22 protein-coding genes are annotated in these 21,237 nt (G+C 44.5%); 14 read left to right on the forward strand and 8 right to left on the reverse strand.

Going from position 1 to position 21,237, the window contains the following annotated elements:
• Positions 1 to 77: 77 nt before the first annotated feature.
• The gene (locus ACZ07B_RS12160) at positions 78 to 1,241 is read right to left on the reverse strand and encodes an iron-containing alcohol dehydrogenase (protein ID WP_040081983.1); all 1,164 of its coding nucleotides are present in this window, start codon (positions 1,239 to 1,241) and stop codon (positions 78 to 80) included.
• Positions 1,242 to 1,470: 229 nt separating this feature from the next.
• Here ACZ07B_RS12160 and ACZ07B_RS12165 point away from each other — a divergent pair, with 229 nt between their 5' ends.
• A complete protein-coding gene (locus ACZ07B_RS12165; RefSeq protein WP_003220771.1) occupies positions 1,471 to 1,707 on the forward strand; it encodes a DUF378 domain-containing protein in 237 nt (78 codons plus the stop codon).
• Positions 1,708 to 1,785: 78 nt separating this feature from the next.
• On the opposite strand, the gene yugI is transcribed toward ACZ07B_RS12165, so the two are convergent.
• From yugI to ACZ07B_RS12180, 3 genes are all read right to left on the reverse strand, one after another.
• Positions 1,786 to 2,178 (reverse strand): S1 domain-containing post-transcriptional regulator GSP13, encoded by a 393-nt coding sequence (gene yugI, locus ACZ07B_RS12170; protein ID WP_003228864.1) that lies wholly within the window; start codon positions 2,176 to 2,178, stop codon positions 1,786 to 1,788.
• A 200-nt stretch (positions 2,179 to 2,378) separates the two neighbouring features.
• Positions 2,379 to 3,539 carry an aminotransferase gene (locus ACZ07B_RS12175; protein ID WP_003228862.1) on the reverse strand — a complete coding sequence of 387 codons (1,161 nt, stop codon included), beginning with the start codon at positions 3,537 to 3,539 and terminating at the stop codon, positions 2,379 to 2,381.
• On the reverse strand, positions 3,540 to 4,040 hold the full coding sequence (locus ACZ07B_RS12180) for an Lrp/AsnC family transcriptional regulator (RefSeq protein ID WP_009968070.1): 501 nt from the start codon (positions 4,038 to 4,040) through the stop codon (positions 3,540 to 3,542).
• A 148-nt stretch (positions 4,041 to 4,188) separates the two neighbouring features.
• Here ACZ07B_RS12180 and ACZ07B_RS12185 point away from each other — a divergent pair, with 148 nt between their 5' ends.
• Positions 4,189 to 5,010: an alpha/beta fold hydrolase gene (locus tag ACZ07B_RS12185; protein ID WP_217020283.1), complete on the forward strand. Its 822-nt coding sequence runs from the start codon at positions 4,189 to 4,191 to the stop codon at positions 5,008 to 5,010.
• Between the two features lie 25 nt (positions 5,011 to 5,035).
• On the opposite strand, the gene ACZ07B_RS12190 is transcribed toward ACZ07B_RS12185, so the two are convergent.
• Positions 5,036 to 5,296: a YugE family protein gene (locus ACZ07B_RS12190; protein ID WP_024571519.1), complete on the reverse strand. Its 261-nt coding sequence runs from the start codon at positions 5,294 to 5,296 to the stop codon at positions 5,036 to 5,038.
• A gap of 86 nt (positions 5,297 to 5,382) precedes the next feature.
• On the opposite strand from ACZ07B_RS12190, the gene patB reads away from it, so the two are divergent.
• From patB to kapB, 3 genes are all read left to right on the forward strand, one after another.
• Positions 5,383 to 6,546, forward strand: a complete 1,164-nt coding sequence (gene patB, locus ACZ07B_RS12195) for a cystathionine beta-lyase PatB (protein WP_464877233.1) — start codon at positions 5,383 to 5,385, stop codon at positions 6,544 to 6,546.
• A 126-nt stretch (positions 6,547 to 6,672) separates the two neighbouring features.
• Entirely contained in the window at positions 6,673 to 7,959 is a 1,287-nt protein-coding gene (gene kinB, locus ACZ07B_RS12200; protein WP_003228853.1) for a sporulation sensor histidine kinase KinB, read from the forward strand.
• 45 nt (positions 7,960 to 8,004) lie between these two features.
• Positions 8,005 to 8,391, forward strand: a complete 387-nt coding sequence (gene kapB, locus ACZ07B_RS12205) for a kinase-associated lipoprotein KapB (protein ID WP_124058987.1) — start codon at positions 8,005 to 8,007, stop codon at positions 8,389 to 8,391.
• Between the two features lie 26 nt (positions 8,392 to 8,417).
• Here kapB and kapD read toward each other — a convergent pair whose 3' ends face one another.
• Positions 8,418 to 9,035: a 3'-5' exonuclease KapD gene (gene kapD / locus ACZ07B_RS12210; protein ID WP_014480688.1), complete on the reverse strand. Its 618-nt coding sequence runs from the start codon at positions 9,033 to 9,035 to the stop codon at positions 8,418 to 8,420.
• A gap of 75 nt (positions 9,036 to 9,110) precedes the next feature.
• Positions 9,111 to 9,314: a hypothetical protein gene (locus ACZ07B_RS12215; RefSeq protein WP_003243502.1), complete on the reverse strand. Its 204-nt coding sequence runs from the start codon at positions 9,312 to 9,314 to the stop codon at positions 9,111 to 9,113.
• On the opposite strand from ACZ07B_RS12215, the gene ACZ07B_RS12220 reads away from it, so the two are divergent.
• From ACZ07B_RS12220 to ACZ07B_RS12230, 3 genes are all read left to right on the forward strand, one after another.
• Entirely contained in the window at positions 9,217 to 10,425 is a 1,209-nt protein-coding gene (locus ACZ07B_RS12220) for a multidrug efflux MFS transporter (protein WP_220396896.1), read from the forward strand. The genes ACZ07B_RS12215 and ACZ07B_RS12220 overlap by 98 nt on opposite strands.
• 92 nt (positions 10,426 to 10,517) lie before the next feature.
• Positions 10,518 to 12,392: a transglycosylase domain-containing protein gene (locus tag ACZ07B_RS12225; RefSeq protein ID WP_464877234.1), complete on the forward strand. Its 1,875-nt coding sequence runs from the start codon at positions 10,518 to 10,520 to the stop codon at positions 12,390 to 12,392.
• 20 nt (positions 12,393 to 12,412) lie between these two features.
• Entirely contained in the window at positions 12,413 to 12,826 is a 414-nt protein-coding gene (locus tag ACZ07B_RS12230) for a thiol-disulfide oxidoreductase DCC family protein (protein ID WP_043858567.1), read from the forward strand.
• A 202-nt stretch (positions 12,827 to 13,028) separates the two neighbouring features.
• Here ACZ07B_RS12230 and ACZ07B_RS12235 read toward each other — a convergent pair whose 3' ends face one another.
• Positions 13,029 to 13,586 (reverse strand): YufK family protein, encoded by a 558-nt coding sequence (locus ACZ07B_RS12235; protein WP_003228837.1) that lies wholly within the window; start codon positions 13,584 to 13,586, stop codon positions 13,029 to 13,031.
• Between the two features lie 177 nt (positions 13,587 to 13,763).
• Here ACZ07B_RS12235 and maeL point away from each other — a divergent pair, with 177 nt between their 5' ends.
• From maeL to nupQ, 6 genes are all read left to right on the forward strand, one after another.
• Positions 13,764 to 15,365, forward strand: coding sequence for a two-component system sensor histidine kinase MaeL (maeL, locus tag ACZ07B_RS12240; RefSeq protein ID WP_003228835.1), 1,602 nt, complete (start codon positions 13,764 to 13,766; stop codon positions 15,363 to 15,365).
• Positions 15,358 to 16,065 (forward strand): two-component system response regulator MaeM, encoded by a 708-nt coding sequence (gene maeM, locus ACZ07B_RS12245; RefSeq protein WP_014477821.1) that lies wholly within the window; start codon positions 15,358 to 15,360, stop codon positions 16,063 to 16,065. Before maeL ends, maeM begins: the two co-directional genes overlap by 8 nt.
• Positions 16,066 to 16,537: 472 nt before the next feature.
• Complete coding sequence (nupN, locus tag ACZ07B_RS12250) at positions 16,538 to 17,617, forward strand: guanosine ABC transporter substrate-binding protein NupN (RefSeq protein ID WP_015384509.1); 1,080 nt, start codon at positions 16,538 to 16,540, stop codon at positions 17,615 to 17,617.
• A gap of 75 nt (positions 17,618 to 17,692) precedes the next feature.
• Positions 17,693 to 19,225 (forward strand): guanosine ABC transporter ATP-binding protein NupO, encoded by a 1,533-nt coding sequence (gene nupO, locus ACZ07B_RS12255; RefSeq protein WP_003228830.1) that lies wholly within the window; start codon positions 17,693 to 17,695, stop codon positions 19,223 to 19,225.
• Entirely contained in the window at positions 19,218 to 20,264 is a 1,047-nt protein-coding gene (gene nupP / locus ACZ07B_RS12260) for a guanosine ABC transporter permease NupP (RefSeq protein WP_029318495.1), read from the forward strand. The genes nupO and nupP overlap by 8 nt, the downstream gene beginning before the upstream one ends.
• A complete protein-coding gene (gene nupQ, locus ACZ07B_RS12265) occupies positions 20,265 to 21,224 on the forward strand; it encodes a guanosine ABC transporter permease NupQ (protein ID WP_014480697.1) in 960 nt (319 codons plus the stop codon). It abuts the gene before it with no gap.
• Positions 21,225 to 21,237: the final 13 nt, after the last annotated feature.

Genomic DNA, 21,237 nt, shown 5'->3' on the forward strand with positions numbered 1-21,237 from the left:
AAAAAACAGATTTTCCATTGTAACATAAGTTGACAAAAAGAAAAAGGGAAGCAGCCAAACGGCTATTTCCCCTTTTTTTATAGAGATGCTTTCAAAATTGACAGCACATCTTCTTTGTTGAGTGATTTAAATTGGCCGAATGTACCGTTAGCCATTGCCTTGTCAGCAATTGTGTCAAGCTGCTCATCATTAATATCATAATCAGCAAGACGGTTCGGAGCGCCAAGGCTTGTCCAGAATGCGGACAGCTTATCGATACCTTCACGTGCGATTTCTTCATCTGTTTTACCGGCTTCTTCAACATCAAACACGCGAACTGCAAGCTGTTTCATGCGGGCAGGGTTTTCAGACAATGTGTGTCTCATCCAGTTCGGGAACAAAATTGCCAGTCCGCCGGCATGCGGAATATCATAAACGGCTGATACTGCATGTTCAATATTATGAGTAGCCCAATCCCCTCTTGCACCCATAGAAAGCATGCCGTTTAATGCGATTGTTCCTGTGTACAGGATCGTCTCACGCAATTCGTAATTTTCGAGATCATTAATCAGCTTAGGCGCTGTTTCAATGACTGTACGCAGAAGTGATTCACACATGCGGTCCTGATACGGCGTGTTTGATACATGATGGAAGTATTGTTCGAATACGTGGCTCATCATGTCAACCATCCCGTAGATCGTGTGGTTTTTAGGTACGGTGAATGTATTCACCGGATCAAGAATCGAGAATTTAGGGAATACGAGCGGGCTGCCCCAGCCGTATTTTTCTTTTGTTTCCCAGTTTGTAATAACAGATCCTGAGTTCATTTCTGAACCAGTCGCAGCGAGAGTCAATACCGTTCCGAATGGCAAAGCATCTTTTGGCTGATGCTTTTTCGTAACGATATCCCACGCATCACCATCATACTTCGCTCCTGCGGCAATCGCTTTTGTACAGTCGATTACGCTTCCGCCTCCGACAGCCAGCAAGAAATCAATGTTGTGTTCTTTACAGATGGCAACACCTTTATTAACAGTCGACACACGCGGATTCGGTTCCACACCTGCTAATTCATGCACGGTCGCTCCGGCTTTATTCAGCTGTTCAATCACTTGATCATACAGGCCGCTGCGTTTAATGCTGCCGCCTCCGTACACAAGCAATACGTTTTTTCCGTAAGGTTTGAGTTCCTCCGGAAGTCTTTCCACTTCGCCGCGCCCGAAAATTAATTTGGTCGGATTCCAGTATGTAAAGTTTTGCATGACATCTCCTCCTTAGATTTTTTATTATGCAGAATGTCCTCACCACATGTAAAGCAATCAGCTCTCACCGGTCAGCATACCAGATGGTTTTATTTTGCATGTCGCTGGGAAAGAAGCTGATATAAGCGAGGGCAGGCCAGCTTCCCTCATATGGAGAATGCATGTATAGATTCTCCAATATGTCACAATCTATAACTGTTTTAATAATTCATGGAGGAGGTTGCAAAACATGAGTACCATTCAAAGAATTTGTCTTGTATTAACCATCATTGGCGCCATTAACTGGGGACTGATCGGATTTTTCCAATTTGACTTAGTAGCGGCTATCTTCGGCGGCCAAGGGTCAGCTCTTTCCCGAATCATTTACGGACTTGTCGGAATCGCCGGCTTAATCAACCTCGGTCTGCTATTTAAGCCAAACGAGGAAAGATCACGTGAAGAAGCAGCAAATCCTGAAATGCGATAGGATATCAATCACGCTGAAATAGGATTTTGTATTAAATCAAAAGCACCGAACATTCCTGTCCGGTGCTTTTTTTCATGCTTATTTTTTGATAAGGTCTTTGCGGTTGGACATTTCGATCCACTCTTCAAGCTTATCTTTTAATGTGTTGAAACCTTGTGGTGTAGAAGCTTCTTCGCTTACTTGAGCAGCTTTAGGTTTTCTTGGTTTGCTTTCTTTTTTCTCAGGCGCAGCTTGTGTCGCACGAATTGAAAGGCTGATTTTGCCTTTTTCTTCATCAACAGCAAGTACTTTTACTTGTACTTCGTCGCCAACTGAAAGGTGCTCGTTGATATCTTTTACGAAACCGTGAGTCACTTCAGAAATGTGTACTAAACCTTGAGTTTCTTCATCTAATGCAACAAACGCACCATACGCTTGTAATCCTGTAACTTTACCAGTGTAAACACTGCCCACTTCAAATTTTGCTGCCATTCATAACAACTCCTAAGTTAAATTAAATATCTGTTTATACGCAATTTAAAATTATATCACACATGTCTTATTTCCGCAAAGAAAACTTTTTATAAAAAATCAGGTTTATGCACAGCAAAAAGGGGGTAAACTGAAAATACCAAAGGCTTTCTAGTATTCCCCCCTTTTATTGGATGCGAACAAAAGGTTCGTATCTTTTTTTATGTTGTTTTGTGCAGGAAGCGTTTCATTCTGACTAACGCTTCTTGAAGCTGTTCAATCGAGGTTGCGTATGAACAACGGATATATCCCTCACCGCTCGGACCAAACACACTTCCAGGAACAACTGCCACTTTTTCCTGCGTCAGAAGCTCCTCGGCAAACTGTTCTGAACTCATTCCCGTGCTTTTAATAGATGGAAAAGCATAGAAAGCGCCGCCCGGATGATGACAGCTGAGGCCGATTTCATTGAGCGATTCTACAAACAGATTCCGTCTTCTTCGATAGCTTTTTTTCATTTTTTCTACGTCTTCCATGCCGTTCTTCAGGCCTTCAAGGGCGGCAAACTGCGCCATTGCGGGCGCGCACATCATCGCATACTGATGAATTTTAAGCATCGCATCCCGAAGCAAGGATGGTGCCGCAGCAAAACCGAGCCTCCAGCCCGTCATTGCAAATGCTTTTGAAAAGCCTGAGATGACTACCGTCCGTTCCTTCATTCCCGGTAATGCCGCTATACTTGTAAATTCCTCATCATATGTCAGCTCCGCGTAGATCTCGTCGGCTAAAACGATGACATCATGTTTTTTGGCAAACTCAGCAATCTCATTCAGCTCTTCCTTCGAATAAACCGAACCTGTCGGATTCGATGGTGAGCAGATGAGAATGGCCTTTGTTTTTTCAGTGACTGCCGCTTCAAAATCAGCAGCCGTTGCTTTAAATCCTTTGTCTGCCGTTGTATGAACGTGAACCGGGATACCGCCTGCCAAAGAAACAAGCGCATCGTACGCCACAAAACACGGCTCAGGAATGATGACTTCCTCACCTGGATTCACAATGGCGCGGATCGCGATATCCAAAGCCTGACTTGCCCCCACTGTCACAATCAGCTCATTATCTGGCGAGTAGCTAAGGTCAAACCTGTTGCTCAAATAACGGCTGATTTCCTCCCGCAATGAGTATAAACCCGCATTTGCCGTGTATGACGTATATCCTTGTTCAAGAGAGAGAATGCTTGCTTCGCGGACATTCCACGCGGTGACAAAATCAGGCTCGCCGACGCCTAAAGAAATGACGCCTTCCATCGTTGCCGCCAAATCAAAGAATTTGCGGATGCCGGATGGTTTTATTTGTTGTACATAGTCTGATAAATACGAAGTCATTTACGGTGACACCACGATTCTTTTGTCGTCGTCTCCTGTTTCAAACACTTTGCCGTCATGCTTGTATTTTTTCAGGATAAAATGGGTTGTCGTAGATACAACTGAATCAAGCGTTGAGAGTTTATCCGAAACAAAACGCGCTACGTCAGACATCGAATTGCCGCGAATCACGACAGACAAATCGTATACGCCAGACATCAGGTAAACTGATTCAACCTCTTGGAATCGGTAAATCCGTTCCGCCACTTCATCGAAACCGACGCCCCGCTTCGGCGTTACTTTGACGTCGATCATGGCCGTAACGCCCTCATGTCCGTCTACTTTTCGCCAATCAATCATAGCCGAATAATCGATAATAACCTTTTCTTTCTCCAGTTTGTCAATAATTGTTTTTACTTCATTTACAGGGATGCCCGCCATCTTTGCGATTGTTTCTAAATCGGCGCGGCTGTTTTCGTCTAAAATTTCTAATATTTCTGTTTCTTTTTCTGTCAATTTCATTTGATTCACACCTTTGCAATGTCAAGAAATCTCATGACATTATATCACGTTTTTTGACGAATGCTAAGAAAAAAACGAGGAGAAACTTCCGCTAGAATTGACAATTTCAGGGCATAATACAACCATCAAAAAAAGGGAGTGACACAGAATGGAGGCGGTTTCACCAATAAGGCGGTTTACGGTCGATGGAGTCAATGTATACTACGAACATTATCAAAATCCCGGCAGGCAAACGCTGGTTTGCGTACACGGTTTTTTATCATCTGCATTCAGCTTCAGAAAAGTAATCCCTCTCCTTCGGGCCAAGTACGACATCATCGCGCTTGATTTGCCTCCTTTCGGCCAATCTGAAAAATCAAGAACGTTTATCTATACCTATCAAAATCTTGCTAAGCTTGTCATTGGGATTTTGGAGCACTTGCAAGTGAAACAGGCTGTGCTTGTCGGACATTCTATGGGCGGACAGATATCGCTGTCTGCTGCTCTCCAAAAACCTGAGCTTTTTTCAAAGGTTGTGCTGCTTTGCAGTTCAGGGTATTTAAAACGTTCACACCCGACGATCATTTTCGGGACCCATATCCCGTATTTTCATCTTTATATCAAACGCTGGCTCTCGAAAGAAGGCGTGATGAAAAATTTATTAAATGTGGTGCATGACAAATCGCTGATTGATGAGGAGATGATTGACGGCTATGGCAGACCGTTTCAGGACGAGCAGATTTTCAAAGCCATGACAAGGTTTATCCGCCACAGAGAAGGAGATTTAGAACCCGAGCAATTGAAGAAAATGAACAAGCCTGCTCTATTGATTTGGGGCGAGGAGGATCGAATTGTCCCAATGGAGATCGGTAAACGGCTGCACGCAGATTTGCCTAATTCCGTGCTGTACTCACTTGGCCAGACCGGACATCTGGTGCCTGAAGAACGGCCTGAACTTGTTTCTGAACACATTGCTGATTTTATCAATTAAAAAAACCGGTGCTGAACCGGTTTTTTTAAGGCGTGCAGGAGCTGCTGTTTTTAATGAATAAAAGCTGGCCAGCCACTTCCCGGCAGCTGTCGATCGGCAGCGTTTGTTCAAAAGAAGTTTCAAATATATGCTGAATGCTTTTCGCCAGCACGTCGGGATCGTTTTCATCATAGACTGCCTGCACGACATCAACAGCCTCCGTTTCGTAAAACTCTTCTCCATATTTAAACGGGTCCCATTTGGCAATGATCTTAATCATTTCCCTGACCGCTTGACTTTCTTCCATATTCATCACCGCTTATAATAAAATTTGCAGTTCTATCTTATCATAGTGAAGCTTAGAAGAATAAACATACATGAGGGGGTAACAGAATGAACTTTGATAAACGAGAAGAACGCCTTGGCACCCAATCTGTCAAATGGGACAAAACAGGCGAATTATTTGGCGTGACAGACGCACTCCCGATGTGGGTGGCGGATATGGATTTTCGCGCTCCGGAAGCGGTAACTGAAGCGTTAAAAGAGCGTCTTGACCACGGTATTTTTGGTTATACAACTCCAGATCAAAAAACGAGGGATGCTGTGTGCGGATGGATGCAAAACAGGCACGGCTGGAAGGTGAATCCGGAAAGCATCACATTCAGCCCCGGCGTTGTAACGGCTTTGAGCATGGCGGTACAAGCTTTTACGGAGCCGGGCGATCAAGTAGTTGTTCAGCCTCCAGTTTATACGCCTTTTTACCATATGGTGGAGAAAAACGGCCGGCACATTTTACATAATCCGCTGCTAGAAAAAGACGGCGCATATGCAATGGATTTTGAAGATTTGGAGACGAAGCTTAGTGACCCAAGCGTTACATTGTTTATTTTATGCAATCCTCATAACCCTTCTGGGCGTTCATGGGGCCGGGAAGATTTACTGAAGCTAGGCGAATTGTGCCTTGAGCATGGCGTCACAGTTGTATCGGATGAAATCCATTCCGATTTAATGCTGTCCGGACACAAACACACGCCGTTCGCTTCGCTCTCTGACGATTTCGCTGATATTTCTGTGACATGTGCTGCTCCAAGCAAAACATTTAATATCGCCGGATTGCAGGCTTCAGCAATCATTATTCCGGATCGCCTGAAGCGCGCCAAGTTTTCCGCAAGCCTTCAGCGCAATGGTTTAGGCGGACTGAACGCGTTTGCCGTCACTGCAATCGAAGCCGCGTATTCAAAAGGGGGACCGTGGCTTGATGAATTGATCTCTTACATTGAGAAAAACATGAACGAAGCGGAAGCTTTTTTGAGCACCGAGCTGCCAAAGGTCAAAATGATGAAGCCGGATGCATCATACTTGATTTGGCTCGACTTCAGCGCTTACGGTTTGTCCGATGCAGAGCTTCAGCAAAGAATGCTAAAAAAAGGAAAAGTTATTTTAGAGCCCGGGACGAAATACGGGCCTGGCGGAGAAGGATTTATGCGCCTGAACGCGGGATGCTCTCTTGCAACCCTGCAGGACGGCCTGCGCCGCATCAAAGCCGCATTATCGTAAATATAGCTGTTAAACGCCTTTACGTCTTCATTTGTAAAGGCGTTCTTAATAAAGGAATTTTATATTTTACTTCTAATATTTAGTGTTATAATAGATTCATATTTTATACGAAAGGATTTCACACGAATGGAAATTCTAAAAGACTATCTTCTGCACATCTGCTTTATTTTGTTTCCTATTCTTCTTTACCAAGTGTTTTGGCTTGGAAAACCTGCGATTCTTGTGCCAAAAATAAACAGCGGTTTGGTCACGCTCTTCGCCTGCGGCGCCTCCGTTTTATGCATTATTTTCCCGATTCATGAAATGGACTACATACAATACGGCCTTCAGATGATTCCCGTTATCATTTGTTTATTTTACATTAGTACCGCTTCCGGACTTACAGTCGCCGCATCTGTCCTATGTTTTGAACTGCTTTTTTACGAACCTTCCGCAATGTTTGTTTTCACTTTGCTGCCTTTTCTTATCATTATCCCAATCTTATTTCAGAAAAAATGGCCATTCATGTCCAAAGCGAAAAAACTGCTGCTGTCTTTATTGATCAGCTGCGTGGAGATTTTCCTATTTTTCGCCTCAAGCTGGATTCTTTCCGCCTTGAATATTTTAAATTTTCAAAAATCAGGAATCTTCGTTTACGAGGCGGCAGTGTCAGGGCTTTTCCGCTCCAGTGTTCTTCTATTAAGCATCTATATTATCGAAAGCATCGCCGAAAATATCGCCCTGCGTTCACAGCTTATCCATTCTGAAAAAATGACGATTGTGAGTGAACTGGCAGCGAGCGTCGCTCATGAGGTCAGGAATCCGCTGACAGTTGTCCGCGGGTTTGTCCAGCTGCTTTTTAATGACGAAACCTTACAAAACAAGTCGAGTGCGGATTACAAAAAGCTTGTACTGTCAGAGCTTGACCGGGCGCAAGGCATTATTACAAACTATCTCGATATGGCCAAACAGCAATTATACGAAAAAGAGGTTTTTGACCTATCTGCCCTTATCAAAGAGACAAGCTCCCTTATGGTGTCGTACGCCAATTACAAGTCAGTAACCGTCGAGGCTGAAACAGAACCGGACCTTTTGATATACGGAGACGCAACAAAGCTGAAGCAGGCTGTCATCAACCTGATGAAAAACAGTATTGAAGCGGTTCCTCACGGTAAGGGGATGATCCACATATCAGCCAAAAGAAACGGCCATACGATCATGATCAACATCACAGACAATGGGGTCGGGATGACAGACCATCAAATGCAAAAACTCGGCGAACCTTATTATTCCTTAAAAACGAACGGAACGGGACTCGGCCTCACCGTAACCTTTTCCATTATTGAACATCATCACGGGACCATTTCATTTAACAGCAGCTTCCAAAAAGGCACTACGGTGACCATTAAGCTTCCCGCTGATCTTCCTCACTAGCAAATCGATTGGAACTTTAATAGAATAAATGCGAGGTGATGACAGATGAGCACGTTTGAGACAGGCTCTATCGTTAAAGGATTTTACAAAACAGGTGTATACATAGGAGCAATCACGGCTTGCAGGCCGCAGCATTATTTAGTGAAAGTGAAAGCGGTTCTTACCCATCCCGCTCAGGGAGACCTTCATCATCCCAAACAGGCGGATGTGCCATTTTTTCATGAGAGAAAAGCGCTCGCATATGGTGAACAGACCAATATCCCCCACCATATGGTGAAGCCTTATGACGGTGAAGTGCCGGATTATACCGAATCTCTGCGGGAGGCGACAGCACAGATGAGAGCCAAATTGAATGAGGATGGTTCGGAGTGGGCAAAGCGCTCCCTTCATAATCTGGACATTTTAGAAAAAGAATATTTTAACCTGCCATAACCCAGTCTGACAAAAGATTGGGTTTTTCACGTCGCGCGCTTGAACAGTTCGGTTAAATCGATTCTTTCGCCGATTGTGGGCGGTTTTGGCTTTTCGAGATACTGCTTATCCTGCTCAACAAGCTTAAAAAGTTTATATGCTGTGAGAGCATCATCAAGCGCTTTATGATGGGTGCCGGTTCCGGAATCTCCATACTCTTCGGCAGCTTTCCATAAACCCGTCAATGTCCGGTCTCCAAAAAAGTTTTTGTATTCAAGCGATAAATCTCTCATTTCTCCCTTAAACGGGAAAGGGATATGGTTAAACATACAGTTTTGCTTCAGCACTTTCATATCCATGTTTCCCCACGTAATAATTGTGCTGTTTTTCTCAGGATCCAGCTCGTTTAGTTTACGGATGAAATCCTCGAATCTCATTCCTTCGTCTACCTGTTTTTGGGTTATTTTTAAAAATGATTTGCAGCGTTTCGTAAGCTTCGGGAACTTTTTCGGTCTAACATAGCTAGAAAACGTCTCAACCACTTCATCATCAATCGACTTTACAATTCCGGCTTCAATGATTTCCGGGAAGAAGTTTTGAGGACTGTACTTTCCATCAGGCATTGTAAATTCGAAATCAATAATGAGTAAGCTGTTTGTCGTCACCTTTTTACACCTGCCTTTCCTCCGATCAGAAAATGCTATCTTTATAGTATATCAATTCCCCTTCTCGACATTTCTTCATTTTCTAAAAATAATGAATTTTCCCAGCCGCTTCGTTTCTTTTAAATTGTGAATCGTTTCTTTATAATTAGTAAGGAACCCGAAATAATAAGAAGGTGATGTTATTTCTATCCGTAAGAAAAACTTTGTCATTGTGTGGCTGGCGAACTTTTTTGTCTCCGCTAGCACAACGATGATCGTTCCTTTTCTCTCCTTATACATTGAGACGCTCAGCTCTTTTTCAAACGGCTTTGTGCAAAGGTGGAGCGGCTATGTGTTCGGCATTACATTTCTCATGGCGTTTTTGGTATCCCCGTTTTGGGGACGGTTCGGAGACAAACGCGGATATAAGAAAATCCTTATGGCAACCGGAACAGGCATTGCCCTTAGCATTTTCTTCATGGGCTTTGTTACATCGGTGTACCAATTGTTTTTTCTGCGTATGGCAATGGGTCTTGTAACCGGATTCATCCCGACATCTCTTGCGATGATTTCGGCACAGACTCCGAAGAGCTCAGCCGGCAAAACACTTGGCACGCTGCAAATGGGGCAAGTGTCCGGAAGCTTGTTCGGCCCGCTTTTGGGAGGCATGCTTGCTGATCATTTCGGCTTTACGTATACCTTTTTTATCACATCCTTTGTGATTTTCTCGTCTGTTCTTCTCGTGTTATTTGGTGTCAAAGAAAAGCCTCTTGCAGAGAAAACAGCCAAACGTACGTCTTACTCGAGAAAAGAAGTGCTCTCCTATATTTTTCACCATCCGGCGCTGTGGGTCATGATGCTGTTAACCATGCTGATTCAAACAGGCAATTTCAGTATCCAGCCCCTGCTCGCTTTATATGTAAATGAGCTGCACGGACCTGTCAATCTTGCCTTTTTCTCCGGCATGGCATTTTCAGCAACGGGGCTCGGAAGTTTGCTGCTGGCTAGAAAATGGGGTGATCTGGGCGACCGCTACGGCCACCGCCGCATTTTAATCGGACTTTTGCTCGCCGCCTCTTTCTTTTTTATTCCGCAGGCGCTCGCGTCCTCACTCAGCGTGCTCCTTGTTTTCAGATTTTTATTCGGAATGGCGATGGGCGGTTTGCTGCCATGCATTACGGCAGCGATCCGCGTTCAGGCTCCCGGCAGCATTCAAGGTGAAGTTCTCGGCTACAATGTCAGCTTTCGCTTTTTAGGAAACGTGCTCGGGCCTCTGCTCGGCGGAATCATATCGAGCCATTTTACCATTTCGGCCACCTTTTACGTCACGGCGTTTCTCTTTTTCGCCGGCGCCTGCATGCTTTGGATCATGCAGAAACTTCGGAAAGATTCTTATGCCAAAGCAAGCTGATTCCGAGAAAAAACTGAGGAATCTTCTAAATTTAACCTTCTCGTAATCTCAAAAGAATGGTACGATATGGCTAGAATTTAGGAGAAAAGAGAGTGACCATGTTACGAAAAATAATCGGATGGATTTTGCTCCTTTGCATAATCCCATTGTTTGCATTTACAGTTATCGCTTCCGGAAAAGAAGTAAAACAAATGAAGTCCCTGGATCAGGTGCTTGATAAAAATATTAATCTGAAAGATATCAGCCTTGTTCAGAACAGCTACATGTATGACAGGGACGGCTCCCTTGTCTCGGAAATCGTCAGCGACCACGAAAACCGTGTGCTCGTTCCATTTAACAAGATTCCCGAGGAAGTCAAACAGATTTTCTTAACATCTGAGGACCGCCATTTTTACGAGCATAAAGGCTTTGACTTTATGGGAATGGTGCGGGCTACTGCTTCTAACGTAAAAGACAAGAAAATTGACCAGGGTGCCAGCACCATCACACAGCAGCTTTCAAGAAACTTGTATTTGAGCCACGAACGCTCCTTCAGCCGCAAGCTGACAGAGCTCGCGTATTCCTATCAGCTGGAGAAAAAATATACGAAAAATGAAATTCTTGAAGCTTACTTAAATACCATTTATTTTAACAATGGTGTTTATGGCGTCGGTTCAGCGGCTGAATTCTATTTCAGCAAACCGCTGAAATCTCTCACAGTGGGAGAAATGGCTTTTATCTGTGCTATACCTAATAACCCTACATTATATGATCCTCTCAAGCATTTTGACTACACGAAAAGCCGTCAAGAACGTTTGCTTAAAGGGCTAAAAGATGCCGGGGTCATTACGGACAAAGAGCTGAAAAAAGCCGTAAAACAAAAAATCAAACTGGATGTTGAAAAAAGAGAAGACAAATATCCTGACTACGTTTCCTACGTCAATGATGAATTCACTCAGCTGGTGTCTAAATCAGAAGGCTTTGATAAACGCCTTCAAAAAGCATCAGGAAAACAAAAAGAAAAGATCGAAAACGAGCTGTCCGCAAGAGTCAGCACGCTGATGAAAGACGGCGTGAAAATTTATACTGCACTTGATCCGTACATGCAAAATCAAGTTGTGGCACAAATGAATTCCAAGCTCCCGTATGCGGACGTACAGGGCGGAGCGGCTGTGATTAATCACCAGACGCATCAAATCATCGCTCTATCCGGCGGGAAAAACTATCAAAAATATGACTTTAACCGCGCCTACCAGGCGTACAGGCAGCCGGGGTCATCCATTAAGCCGCTTCTTGATTATGGCCCTTATATTGAACAGACCGGCGCGACAGGAAGCAGCACCATTGATGCCAGCAAGTTTTGCAGCAAAGACTACTGTCCGCAAAACTACAATAACCGCACTTACGGCACAGTGACGCTTGATACGGCGTTTAAAAATTCATATAATACACCGGCTATTAGAATGCTCGACCGCGTCGGCATCCAAAAGGCATTCAGTTATATTGAGCCGTATCATTTTGCCAAACTTGTCGACAGTGACTATCTTCTTCCGGCGGCGCTTGGCGGATTTACAAACGGCATGACGCCTCTTGAGATGACAAAGGCTTATACGACATTCGGCAACAGCGGAAGCTATACGCCGAGCCATGCGATTACAAAGGTGACAGACCTTAAAGGAAAAACACTTTATAAATGGAATGATAAAGCGACTCAAATATTCAGCGTCCGCACGAACATGCAGCTGAAAAAACTGATGTCTTCCGTTGTGAAAAGCGGAACAGGGAAAAAAGCATATTTCAATGCGCCTTACATCGGCGGTAAAACCGGAACATCAAATGATTATCACGATATGTGGTTTGTCGGCCTGACTGATACGTATACAATGGGTGTCTGGGTCGGAAAGGACACACCGACCAGCGTTGAATATCTTCACAGCATCAGCCCTCAGCTTTCCATCTGGAAAGGAACGCTGCAAGCTGCTTATTAAAGGATCGGAGGGGATATGGGGTGACTTCAGAACAAATTCCAAATCGCGTTTTGCTGTTTGACGGTGTCTGCAATTTATGCAATGGCGCCGTGCAATTTATCATTAAACGTGATCCGGACGGATTGATTTCTTTCACATCGCTGCAGTCGGAAACAGGACAGAGCCTGCTGAAAAAAAGCGGGCTTCCGACTGATCGGTTTGACAGCTTTGTCTTTATTGAAGACGGCCAAGTGCACACAAAGTCAACTGCAGCCATTAAGGTTTTCAGGCATCTGCGAGGCCCATGGCGGCTCTTCGTCCTGTTTTTCGCAGTACCGAAGCCTGTCAGAGATATGGTCTATTCTTTCATTGCCAACAACCGCTATAAGTGGTTTGGCAAAAAAAATGAATGTATGCTCCCCTCCCCTTCTATTAAAAAAAGATTTTTACCGTAAATAAAAAATGGCTAGGAAGCTAGCCATCACAGATTGTTGACAAAATCCTAAAACGGCTTCGTTTTAGGATTTTGTCATCTATTCAGCGTGATTGAAAACTTTTGAAGTTGTGAAACGGCGGAAACCTGAGAATCTAGCCGCCGTTTCATTGCGTACAGAGCACGAAGCGCAAATCTGACCACCAAACGCTGAAATGGCTAGCTTACACAGGTAAGCTAGCCATTATGCTATTATAAAGCTTGATAAATATGAACAGAATACCGATAACAAAGGTAAACCAAAACAGCAGTTCCAATAGAATGAATCCGACTAATGACATGAGAGAAAGCGTCGAATAAATCCGGTACACGGTAAACACAAAGTAAGCGAGCGTGACGACCGCAAACCAGATCACAATCCAAATGACATTTTGCAAGAGCACAAAGGATAAAATCCCGCCACCCAAATAAATCATGGAACCCATTCTGAGTTTTTTCAGGTTGTTCCCTTCCGGATCATTAGCAAAAAACAGCAATGACAGCTCGGTCACGGTATTTGCAATTAATTTCAGAGCGGACAGAACCATAAAATATAAAAGTGCAAAGGCAGCAAATAACGCAAGCCTGATTCCTTTCTCTGAAAAATAATCGAGCATTCCATCATACATTCCAAATGAAGACAGCATCTTCAACGCATAAAGTGAAGTTGAGATGGATAAGGACGAACTAAAAAGCAGGATCGCAATCAGCGGAAAATATCCTGTCAAATAAGTATTTTTCATATAAAAAAGTCCCTTTCTATAATCTACCTCATTTATTATGGAGGACTTAAAACACATTGACAAGATAAATTATTCCATTTTTTCTCCTTTTTACGAATTACGGTCCCAAATCTTCACAAAGCAGCATTTTGAGAGTAAAGTAGTACGCAGGAATCATAAAACGTAAGGAAGTTTTATATGAAAAAAACATTAAAACTGCAAACCAGACTCACCATATTTGTTTGTATCGTTGTATTAATCGCATTGCTCATTACGTTTTTTACAGTCGGTGCCCAAACCACCAAACGAATTAGAGATCAGGAAAAGGCCACTGCGCTGCAGACTGCTGAAATGGTAGCTGAAGCGCCGATGACAGCCGCTGCTTTAGAAAGCGGAAAAAAACAAAAGGAACTGCAGAGCTACACAAAGCGGGTTCAGAAAATTACCGGCACGGAATTTGTTGTCGTCATGGATATGAACGGTATCCGCAAAACCCATCCTGACCCGAGCAAAATCGGAAAAAAATTCAGAGGCGGTGATGAGTCCGAGGTATTAAAAGGGCATGTCCATATCAGCACAGCCTCTGGCACGCTCGGGAAATCGCAGAGAGCGTTCGTCCCTGTCTACGCGGAGAATGGAAAACAAGTCGGTGCAGTCGCGGTCGGCATCACCGTAAATGAAATTGATGAAGTGATCAGCCATAGCTTACGGCCGCTTTACTTTATTATTTGCGTCAGCATCTTCGTCGGTGTGATCGGAGCCGTTATCGTCGCCCGTACAGTGAAAAATATCATGTACGGACTTGAACCTTATGAAATTGCGACTCTGCTTGAAGAACGGAGCGCGATGCTGGAATCGACGAAGGAAGGAATACTCGCTGTCGATGAACATGGCAAAATTAAACTTGCCAACGCGGAAGCAAAACGCCTATTCGTCAAAATGGGCATCAACACAAATCCCATTGATCAGGATGTAGATGACATCTTGCCGAAAAGCCGCTTGAAAAAGGTTATTGAGACAAAAAAACCTCTTCAAGACAGAGACGTCCGCATTAACGGGCTGGAGCTTGTGTTTAATGAAGTTCCTATCCAGCTGAAAGGACAAACTGTCGGAGCGATTGCGACATTCCGAGACAAGACCGAGGTAAAACATTTAGCTGAACAGCTATCCGGTGTTAAAATGTATGCAAACGCACTGAGAGCGCAGTCTCATGAATTTATGAACAAACTGCATGTGATATTAGGGCTCGTCCAGCTGAAAGAGTATGACGATCTTGGAGATTATATTAAAGATATTGCCATTCAGCAAAAATCAGAAACAAGTGAAATTATAAATGATGTCAAAAGCTCCGTACTGGCCGGTTTTCTGCTCGGAAAGCAAAGCTTCATACGTGAGCAGGGCGCAAATCTTGATATTGAATGCAACGGTGTCATCCCGAACGCGGCAGACCCTTCTGTCATCCATGAACTTATTACAATCATCGGAAATCTCATCAACAATGGCTTAGACGCCGTTGCCGATATGCCGAAAAAACAAATCACCATGTCCATGCGCTTCCATAACAGCATACTTGATATTGAAATTACCGATACTGGAGCAGGCATGTCTGAAGAAGACCAAGCCAAAGTATTTGAACAAGGCTATTCAACAAAGGGCAAAAACCGGGGATTCGGCCTTTATTTCACACAGCAAAGCATCGAAAATTTAAAAGGCCAAATGATCCTCACAAGCGAAAAGAATGAAGGAACGACATTCAGTATTCGCATCCCGTACGAACCGAAGGAGGAAAATCATGATTAATGTACTAATAGTTGAAGATGACCCCATGGTGGGTGAATTAAATAAACGATACTTAAGCCAAATAGATGGCTTTCAGCTGAAAGGCATCGCTTCTTCCTTTCAAAGCGCTCTGCATATTTTAGGCGAGCACCATATCGACCTCATTTTGCTTGATATTTATATGCCGGGAAAAAACGGGCTGGAACTGCTGACGGAATTGAGAGCCCAAAATGAAGCGGTTGACGTGATTGTCATCTCAGCGGCCAGCGAGCTTGACGTGATCAAGAAAACACTTCGGTACGGAGCTGTTGATTATTTAATCAAACCGTTTGAATTTGAACGTTTCCAAACGGCTTTGTCTGATTACAGACGAAAACAAAAGGTGTATTCAACCCATCGCAACATGAGCCAAAAAGAACTGGACGCCGAGCTTTTTCAAAAGAAAGAAGCAACAGAAAAAGTGCAGCTTCCTAAAGGCCTGACAAAAAGCACGCTGAAGCTGATCTGGTCCAGTATCCAGTCATTTGAAAATGAATCTTTTACGACAGAAGACTTGGCAAAGCACACAGAAATCTCTCAAGTATCCATACGAAAATACTTAAAGTTTCTTGAAGATATACAGGTTCTGAATGTAGAAATGGCGTACGGAACGATCGGAAGACCTGTGTTTCAGTACAACGTCAACAACAGTAACCTTAACGGAATAAAGCAATATCTATAAGAAAACGCACTGCTTGCTTTGAGCAGTGCGTTTTTCTGTCATATCTCTTGCCAAGATGCTTGATTCTATTGTTGATAAGTTATACAAGAATAACAAAGAGCCTTTCACATTTTTAAGCAAATAATTCTAAAAATAGATACTTTTTAAAAAATTATGCGAAATTCTATTTATTTCTTATTAGTTAAATGATAAATTATGATTGGTTAGTTGATCCCGAAAAACTAAGTCATAAGTCTTACTTCAGAAAACGATGTCACGGTTTTCCGCCCGGAACGCCTTCCGCATCCTTCTCTTCCCCGCCTTTCGAAGGAAATACTCACACCACGCTTATTCAGGGAAGAATAGAACTGTCTCAGCACATTCCATTTGTTATTATCAGAAAATTTTATCGATTCTAAGAAATTGTTCAGGACAGCCCATCACATGACTGGCCGGATCAGCTTTGAACCAAATTTTTCTGGGGGGTTATATCTTGAATAAACGAAAAATCGGATTGGCGATGTCACTTGTGATCGCAGCAGGCACCATATTAGGAGCATGCGGAAACAGCGAAAAAAGCAGCGGCTCAGGCGAAGGCAAAAACAAATTCAGTGTGGCGATGGTTACTGACGTAGGCGGAGTGGATGACAAATCCTTCAACCAATCAGCCTGGGAAGGCATCCAAGCCTTTGGGAAAGAGAATGGGCTGAAAAAAGGCAAAAACGGTTACGACTATCTTCAATCCAAATCAGATGCAGACTATACAACGAACTTAAATAAATTGGCGCGTGAGAATTTTGACTTAATTTACGGCGTCGGCTACTTAATGGAGGATTCAATCAGCGAAATTGCTGACCAGCGCAAAAATACAAACTTTGCGATTATAGATGCTGTTGTCGATAAAGACAACGTCGCAAGTATTACGTTTAAAGAGCAGGAAGGCTCATTTCTCGTCGGAGTGGCCGCAGCCCTATCAAGCAAATCAGGAAAAATCGGCTTTGTAGGCGGCATGGAATCAGAGTTAATCAAAAAATTCGAGGTCGGCTTCCGTGCCGGCGTGCAAGCAGTTAACCCTAAAGCCGTTGTAGAAGTGAAATACGCAGGGGGGTTCGATAAAGCCGATGTCGGCAAAGCAACCGCCGAAAGCATGTATAAATCAGGCGTAGATGTTATTTATCACTCTGCGGGCGCCACTGGCACAGGCGTCTTTACTGAAGCGAAAAACCTGAAAAAAGAAGATCCAAAACGCGATGTCTGGGTCATCGGTGTCGATAAAGACCAATACGCAGAAGGCCAGGTAGAAGGAACAGATGATAACGTCACCCTCACTTCCATGGTGAAAAAAGTAGATACAGTCGTTGAAGATGTAACGAAAAAAGCGAGTGACGGAAAGTTCCCGGGCGGCGAAACACTTACCTACGGGCTTGATCAAGACGGAGTCGGCATTTCTCCATCTAAACAAAATCTATCGGATGATGTGATCAAAGCGGTCGATAAATGGAAGAAAAAAATCATCGACGGATTGGAAGTCCCGGCAACTGAGAAAGAGCTCAAAACCTTCAAAGCTGAATAAGAATCGCAGGGATAAGGAGGTCGAGCCCTTATCCCTTGTTTTTCTTTTATTTTGAAATAAAGGAGCGGTCAATCAATGGAATATGTCATTGAAATGCTCAATATCCGCAAGGCGTTTCCAGGTATCGTCGCCAATGACAATATCAATCTTCAAGTCAAAAAAGGCGAAATACACGCGTTGCTCGGTGAAAACGGAGCGGGGAAATCAACATTGATGAATGTCCTTTTCGGGCTGTATCAGCCGGAGCGGGGTGAAATTCGGGTGCGCGGCGAGAAGGTGCACATCAACAGCCCGAACAAAGCGAATGACCTTGGAATTGGAATGGTGCACCAGCACTTTATGCTTGTTGACACCTTTACAGTTGCTGAAAATATTATTCTCGGGAAGGAGCCAAAGAAGTTTGGCAGAATTGACCGGAAGCGTGCTGGCCAAGAGGTGCAGGACATTTCCGATCGATACGGCCTGCAGATCCATCCTGAAGCAAAAGCAGCTGACATATCAGTCGGTATGCAGCAGCGCGCAGAAATATTAAAAACCCTCTACCGCGGTGCCGACATTCTGATTTTTGATGAACCGACGGCTGTTTTGACGCCTCATGAAATTAAGGAACTGATGCAAATTATGAAGAACCTGGTCAAAGAAGGGAAGTCCATCATCTTAATCACCCATAAGCTGAAAGAGATTATGGAGATTTGTGACCGCGTTACGGTTATCCGTAAAGGAAAAGGCATCAAAACCCTTGATGTCCGTGATACAAACCAAGACGAACTCGCCAGTCTAATGGTCGGCCGTGAGGTATCGTTCAAAACTGAAAAGAGAGCTGCTCAGCCGGGAGCGGAAGTGCTTGCGATTGACGGCATAACTGTAAAGGATACCCGCGGAATAGAGACAGTCAGAGATTTGTCTCTTTCTGTCAAAGCGGGAGAAATAGTCGGCATAGCAGGCGTCGACGGAAACGGGCAATCAGAGCTGATCGAAGCGGTGACAGGACTCCGCAAAACAGATTCAGGAACAATCACCTTAAACGGAAAACAGATCCAAAACCTGACGCCAAGAAAAATCACTGAATCCGGGATCGGCCATATCCCTCAGGATCGCCATAAACACGGTCTCGTCCTTGATTTTCCAATCGGAGAGAATATCCTGTTGCAAAGCTATTACAAAAAGCCGTATTCAGCATTGGGCGTTTTACATAAAGGCGAAATGTACAAAAAAGCACGCAGCCTGATCACTGAGTACGATGTCAGAACGCCGGATGAATATACACACGCTCGGGCATTGTCAGGCGGAAACCAGCAAAAAGCGATTATCGGGCGGGAAATAGACCGAAATCCTGATTTATTAATTGCCGCCCAGCCGACTCGCGGCCTTGATGTCGGAGCGATTGAATTTGTCCATAAAAAGCTCATTGAGCAGCGTGATGCCGGGAAAGCCGTTCTTCTCCTCTCGTTTGAGCTTGAAGAAATTATGAATCTCAGTGACAGAATCGCCGTTATTTTTGAAGGACGCATTATCGCCAGCGTTAATCCGCAGGAAACCACTGAACAGGAGCTTGGTCTCTTGATGGCAGGAAGCACGCAAAAGGAAGCGGGGAAAGCAAATGGTTAAACGACTCTCTCATTTACTCGTGCCGCTCATCGCAATCATCCTTGGTCTTGCGGCCGGCGCGTTGATTATGCTTGTGAGCGGCTACAGTGTGGCTAGCGGATATTCGGCTTTGTGGAATGGAATATTCGGAGAAATCTATTATGTCGGAGAAACCATCCGGCAAATTACGCCTTATATTTTATCCGGATTGGCTGTCGCCTTTGCATTCCGAACCGGACTCTTTAATATCGGCGTCGAGGGCCAGCTGCTCGTCGGCTGGACAGCAGCGGTTTGGGTCGGTACGGCGTTTGACGGACCGGCATATATTCACTTGCCGCTCGCATTGATTACAGCGGCAGCTGCAGGAGGATTATGGGGGTTTATTCCCGGCATTTTGAAAGCGCGATTTTACGTTCATGAAGTCATTGTCACCATTATGATGAATTATATCGCGCTGCACATGACCAATTACATCATTTCAAACGTCTTGACAGATCATCAGGACAAAACGGGGAAAATTCACGAATCCGCCTCCCTCCGCTCTCCTTTTCTTGAACAGATCACCGATTACTCACGGCTGCATTTGGGAATCATCGTTGCCCTTCTCGCAGCAGTTATCATGTGGTTTATCATCAACAAAACTACAAAAGGATTTGAGCTCCGGGCGGTCGGGTTTAACCAGCACGCTTCCCAGTATGCCGGCATGAGCGTGCGGAAGAATATCATGACCTCCATGCTTATCTCCGGCGCTTTTGCAGGCCTTGCCGGAGCCATGGAGGGGCTAGGAACATTCGAATACGCAGCAGTGAAAGGCGCATTTACTGGCGTAGGCTTTGACGGTATCGCTGTCGCTCTTCTCGGGGGAAACACAGCCATCGGGGTTGTACTGGCAGCATGCCTGCTTGGCGGGCTGAAAATCGGCGCATTAAATATGCCGATTGAATCAGGCGTTCCATCAGAGGTCGTTGATATTGTGATTGCTATTATTATTCTGTTTGTGGCTTCAAGCTATGCGATTCGTTTCGTCATGGGCAAATTGAAGAAAAAGGGGGCGAACTAAGTGGACATTGTGCAGATTTTATCTATCATTGTCCCTGCAACACTCGTCTATGCGGCCCCGCTTATTTTAACTGCTCTCGGCGGCGTGTTTTCCGAGAGATCAGGTGTGGTGAATATCGGCCTAGAAGGCCTCATGATTATCGGGGCGTTCACCAGCGTGTTATTTAATTTATTTTTTGGTCCGGAATTAGGTGCCGCCGCACCTTGGCTTTCGCTCCTTGCCGCCATGGCAGCAGGCGCCCTGTTTTCACTGATTCACGCGGCAGCAGCGATTTCGTTTCGCGCCGACCAGACAGTCAGCGGTGTCGCCATTAACATGCTGGCGCTTGGGGCAACTTTATTTATCGTCAAACTGATCTACGGCAAAGCGCAGACAGACAAAATTCCAGAGCCTTTTTATAAGACGAAAATCCCCGGTTTGGGCGATATTCCCGTCTTGGGAAAGATCTTCTTTTCGGATGTCTATTATACGTCTATTCTTGCAATAGCACTTGCCTTTATTTCCTGGTTTATCTTGTTCAAAACGCCGTTCGGCCTTCGTATCCGTTCTGTCGGCGAGCATCCGATGGCGGCCGATACGATGGGAATCAACGTATATAAAATGCGCTACATCGGTGTGATGATCAGCGGATTGTTCGGCGGTCTCGGCGGCGGCGTATATGCCTCCACAATTGCGCTTGATTTCACGCACTCTACCATCTCCGGGCAAGGCTTTATCGCCCTGGCAGCGCTTGTATTCGGAAAATGGCATCCGATCGGAGCACTGGGGGCCGCCCTGTTTTTCGGATTCGCCCAAAGCTTAAGCATCATTGGATCGCTGCTCCCTCTTTTTAAAGACATACCAAATGTGTATATGCTGATGGCTCCTTATGTCTTAACGATTCTCGCTTTAACCGGCTTTATCGGGCGGGCAGATGCGCCAAAAGCCAATGGCGTGCCTTATATTAAAGGAAAAAGATAAACATTCTCCCCTG

The organism is Bacillus sp. 9.4 (assembly GCF_055486415.1).

What these genes read in the sequence shown, in the direction of transcription:
- ACZ07B_RS12160 (WP_040081983.1), bottom strand. Translation starts at nt 1,241, where the DNA reads ATGCAAAACTTTACATACTGGAATCCGACCAAATTAATTTTCGGGCGC.
- ACZ07B_RS12165 (WP_003220771.1), top strand. Translation starts at nt 1,471, where the DNA reads ATGAGTACCATTCAAAGAATTTGTCTTGTATTAACCATCATTGGCGCC.
- yugI (WP_003228864.1), bottom strand. Translation starts at nt 2,178, where the DNA reads ATGGCAGCAAAATTTGAAGTGGGCAGTGTTTACACTGGTAAAGTTACA.
- ACZ07B_RS12175 (WP_003228862.1), bottom strand. Translation starts at nt 3,539, where the DNA reads ATGACTTCGTATTTATCAGACTATGTACAACAAATAAAACCATCCGGC.
- ACZ07B_RS12180 (WP_009968070.1), bottom strand. Translation starts at nt 4,040, where the DNA reads ATGAAATTGACAGAAAAAGAAACAGAAATATTAGAAATTTTAGACGAA.
- ACZ07B_RS12185 (WP_217020283.1), top strand. Translation starts at nt 4,189, where the DNA reads ATGGAGGCGGTTTCACCAATAAGGCGGTTTACGGTCGATGGAGTCAAT.
- ACZ07B_RS12190 (WP_024571519.1), bottom strand. Translation starts at nt 5,296, where the DNA reads ATGGAAGAAAGTCAAGCGGTCAGGGAAATGATTAAGATCATTGCCAAA.
- patB (WP_464877233.1), top strand. Translation starts at nt 5,383, where the DNA reads ATGAACTTTGATAAACGAGAAGAACGCCTTGGCACCCAATCTGTCAAA.
- kinB (WP_003228853.1), top strand. Translation starts at nt 6,673, where the DNA reads ATGGAAATTCTAAAAGACTATCTTCTGCACATCTGCTTTATTTTGTTT.
- kapB (WP_124058987.1), top strand. Translation starts at nt 8,005, where the DNA reads ATGAGCACGTTTGAGACAGGCTCTATCGTTAAAGGATTTTACAAAACA.
- ACZ07B_RS12215 (WP_003243502.1), bottom strand. Translation starts at nt 9,314, where the DNA reads ATGTATAAGGAGAGAAAAGGAACGATCATCGTTGTGCTAGCGGAGACA.
- ACZ07B_RS12235 (WP_003228837.1), bottom strand. Translation starts at nt 13,586, where the DNA reads ATGAAAAATACTTATTTGACAGGATATTTTCCGCTGATTGCGATCCTG.
- maeL (WP_003228835.1), top strand. Translation starts at nt 13,764, where the DNA reads ATGAAAAAAACATTAAAACTGCAAACCAGACTCACCATATTTGTTTGT.
- maeM (WP_014477821.1), top strand. Translation starts at nt 15,358, where the DNA reads ATGATTAATGTACTAATAGTTGAAGATGACCCCATGGTGGGTGAATTA.
- nupO (WP_003228830.1), top strand. Translation starts at nt 17,693, where the DNA reads ATGGAATATGTCATTGAAATGCTCAATATCCGCAAGGCGTTTCCAGGT.
- nupP (WP_029318495.1), top strand. Translation starts at nt 19,218, where the DNA reads ATGGTTAAACGACTCTCTCATTTACTCGTGCCGCTCATCGCAATCATC.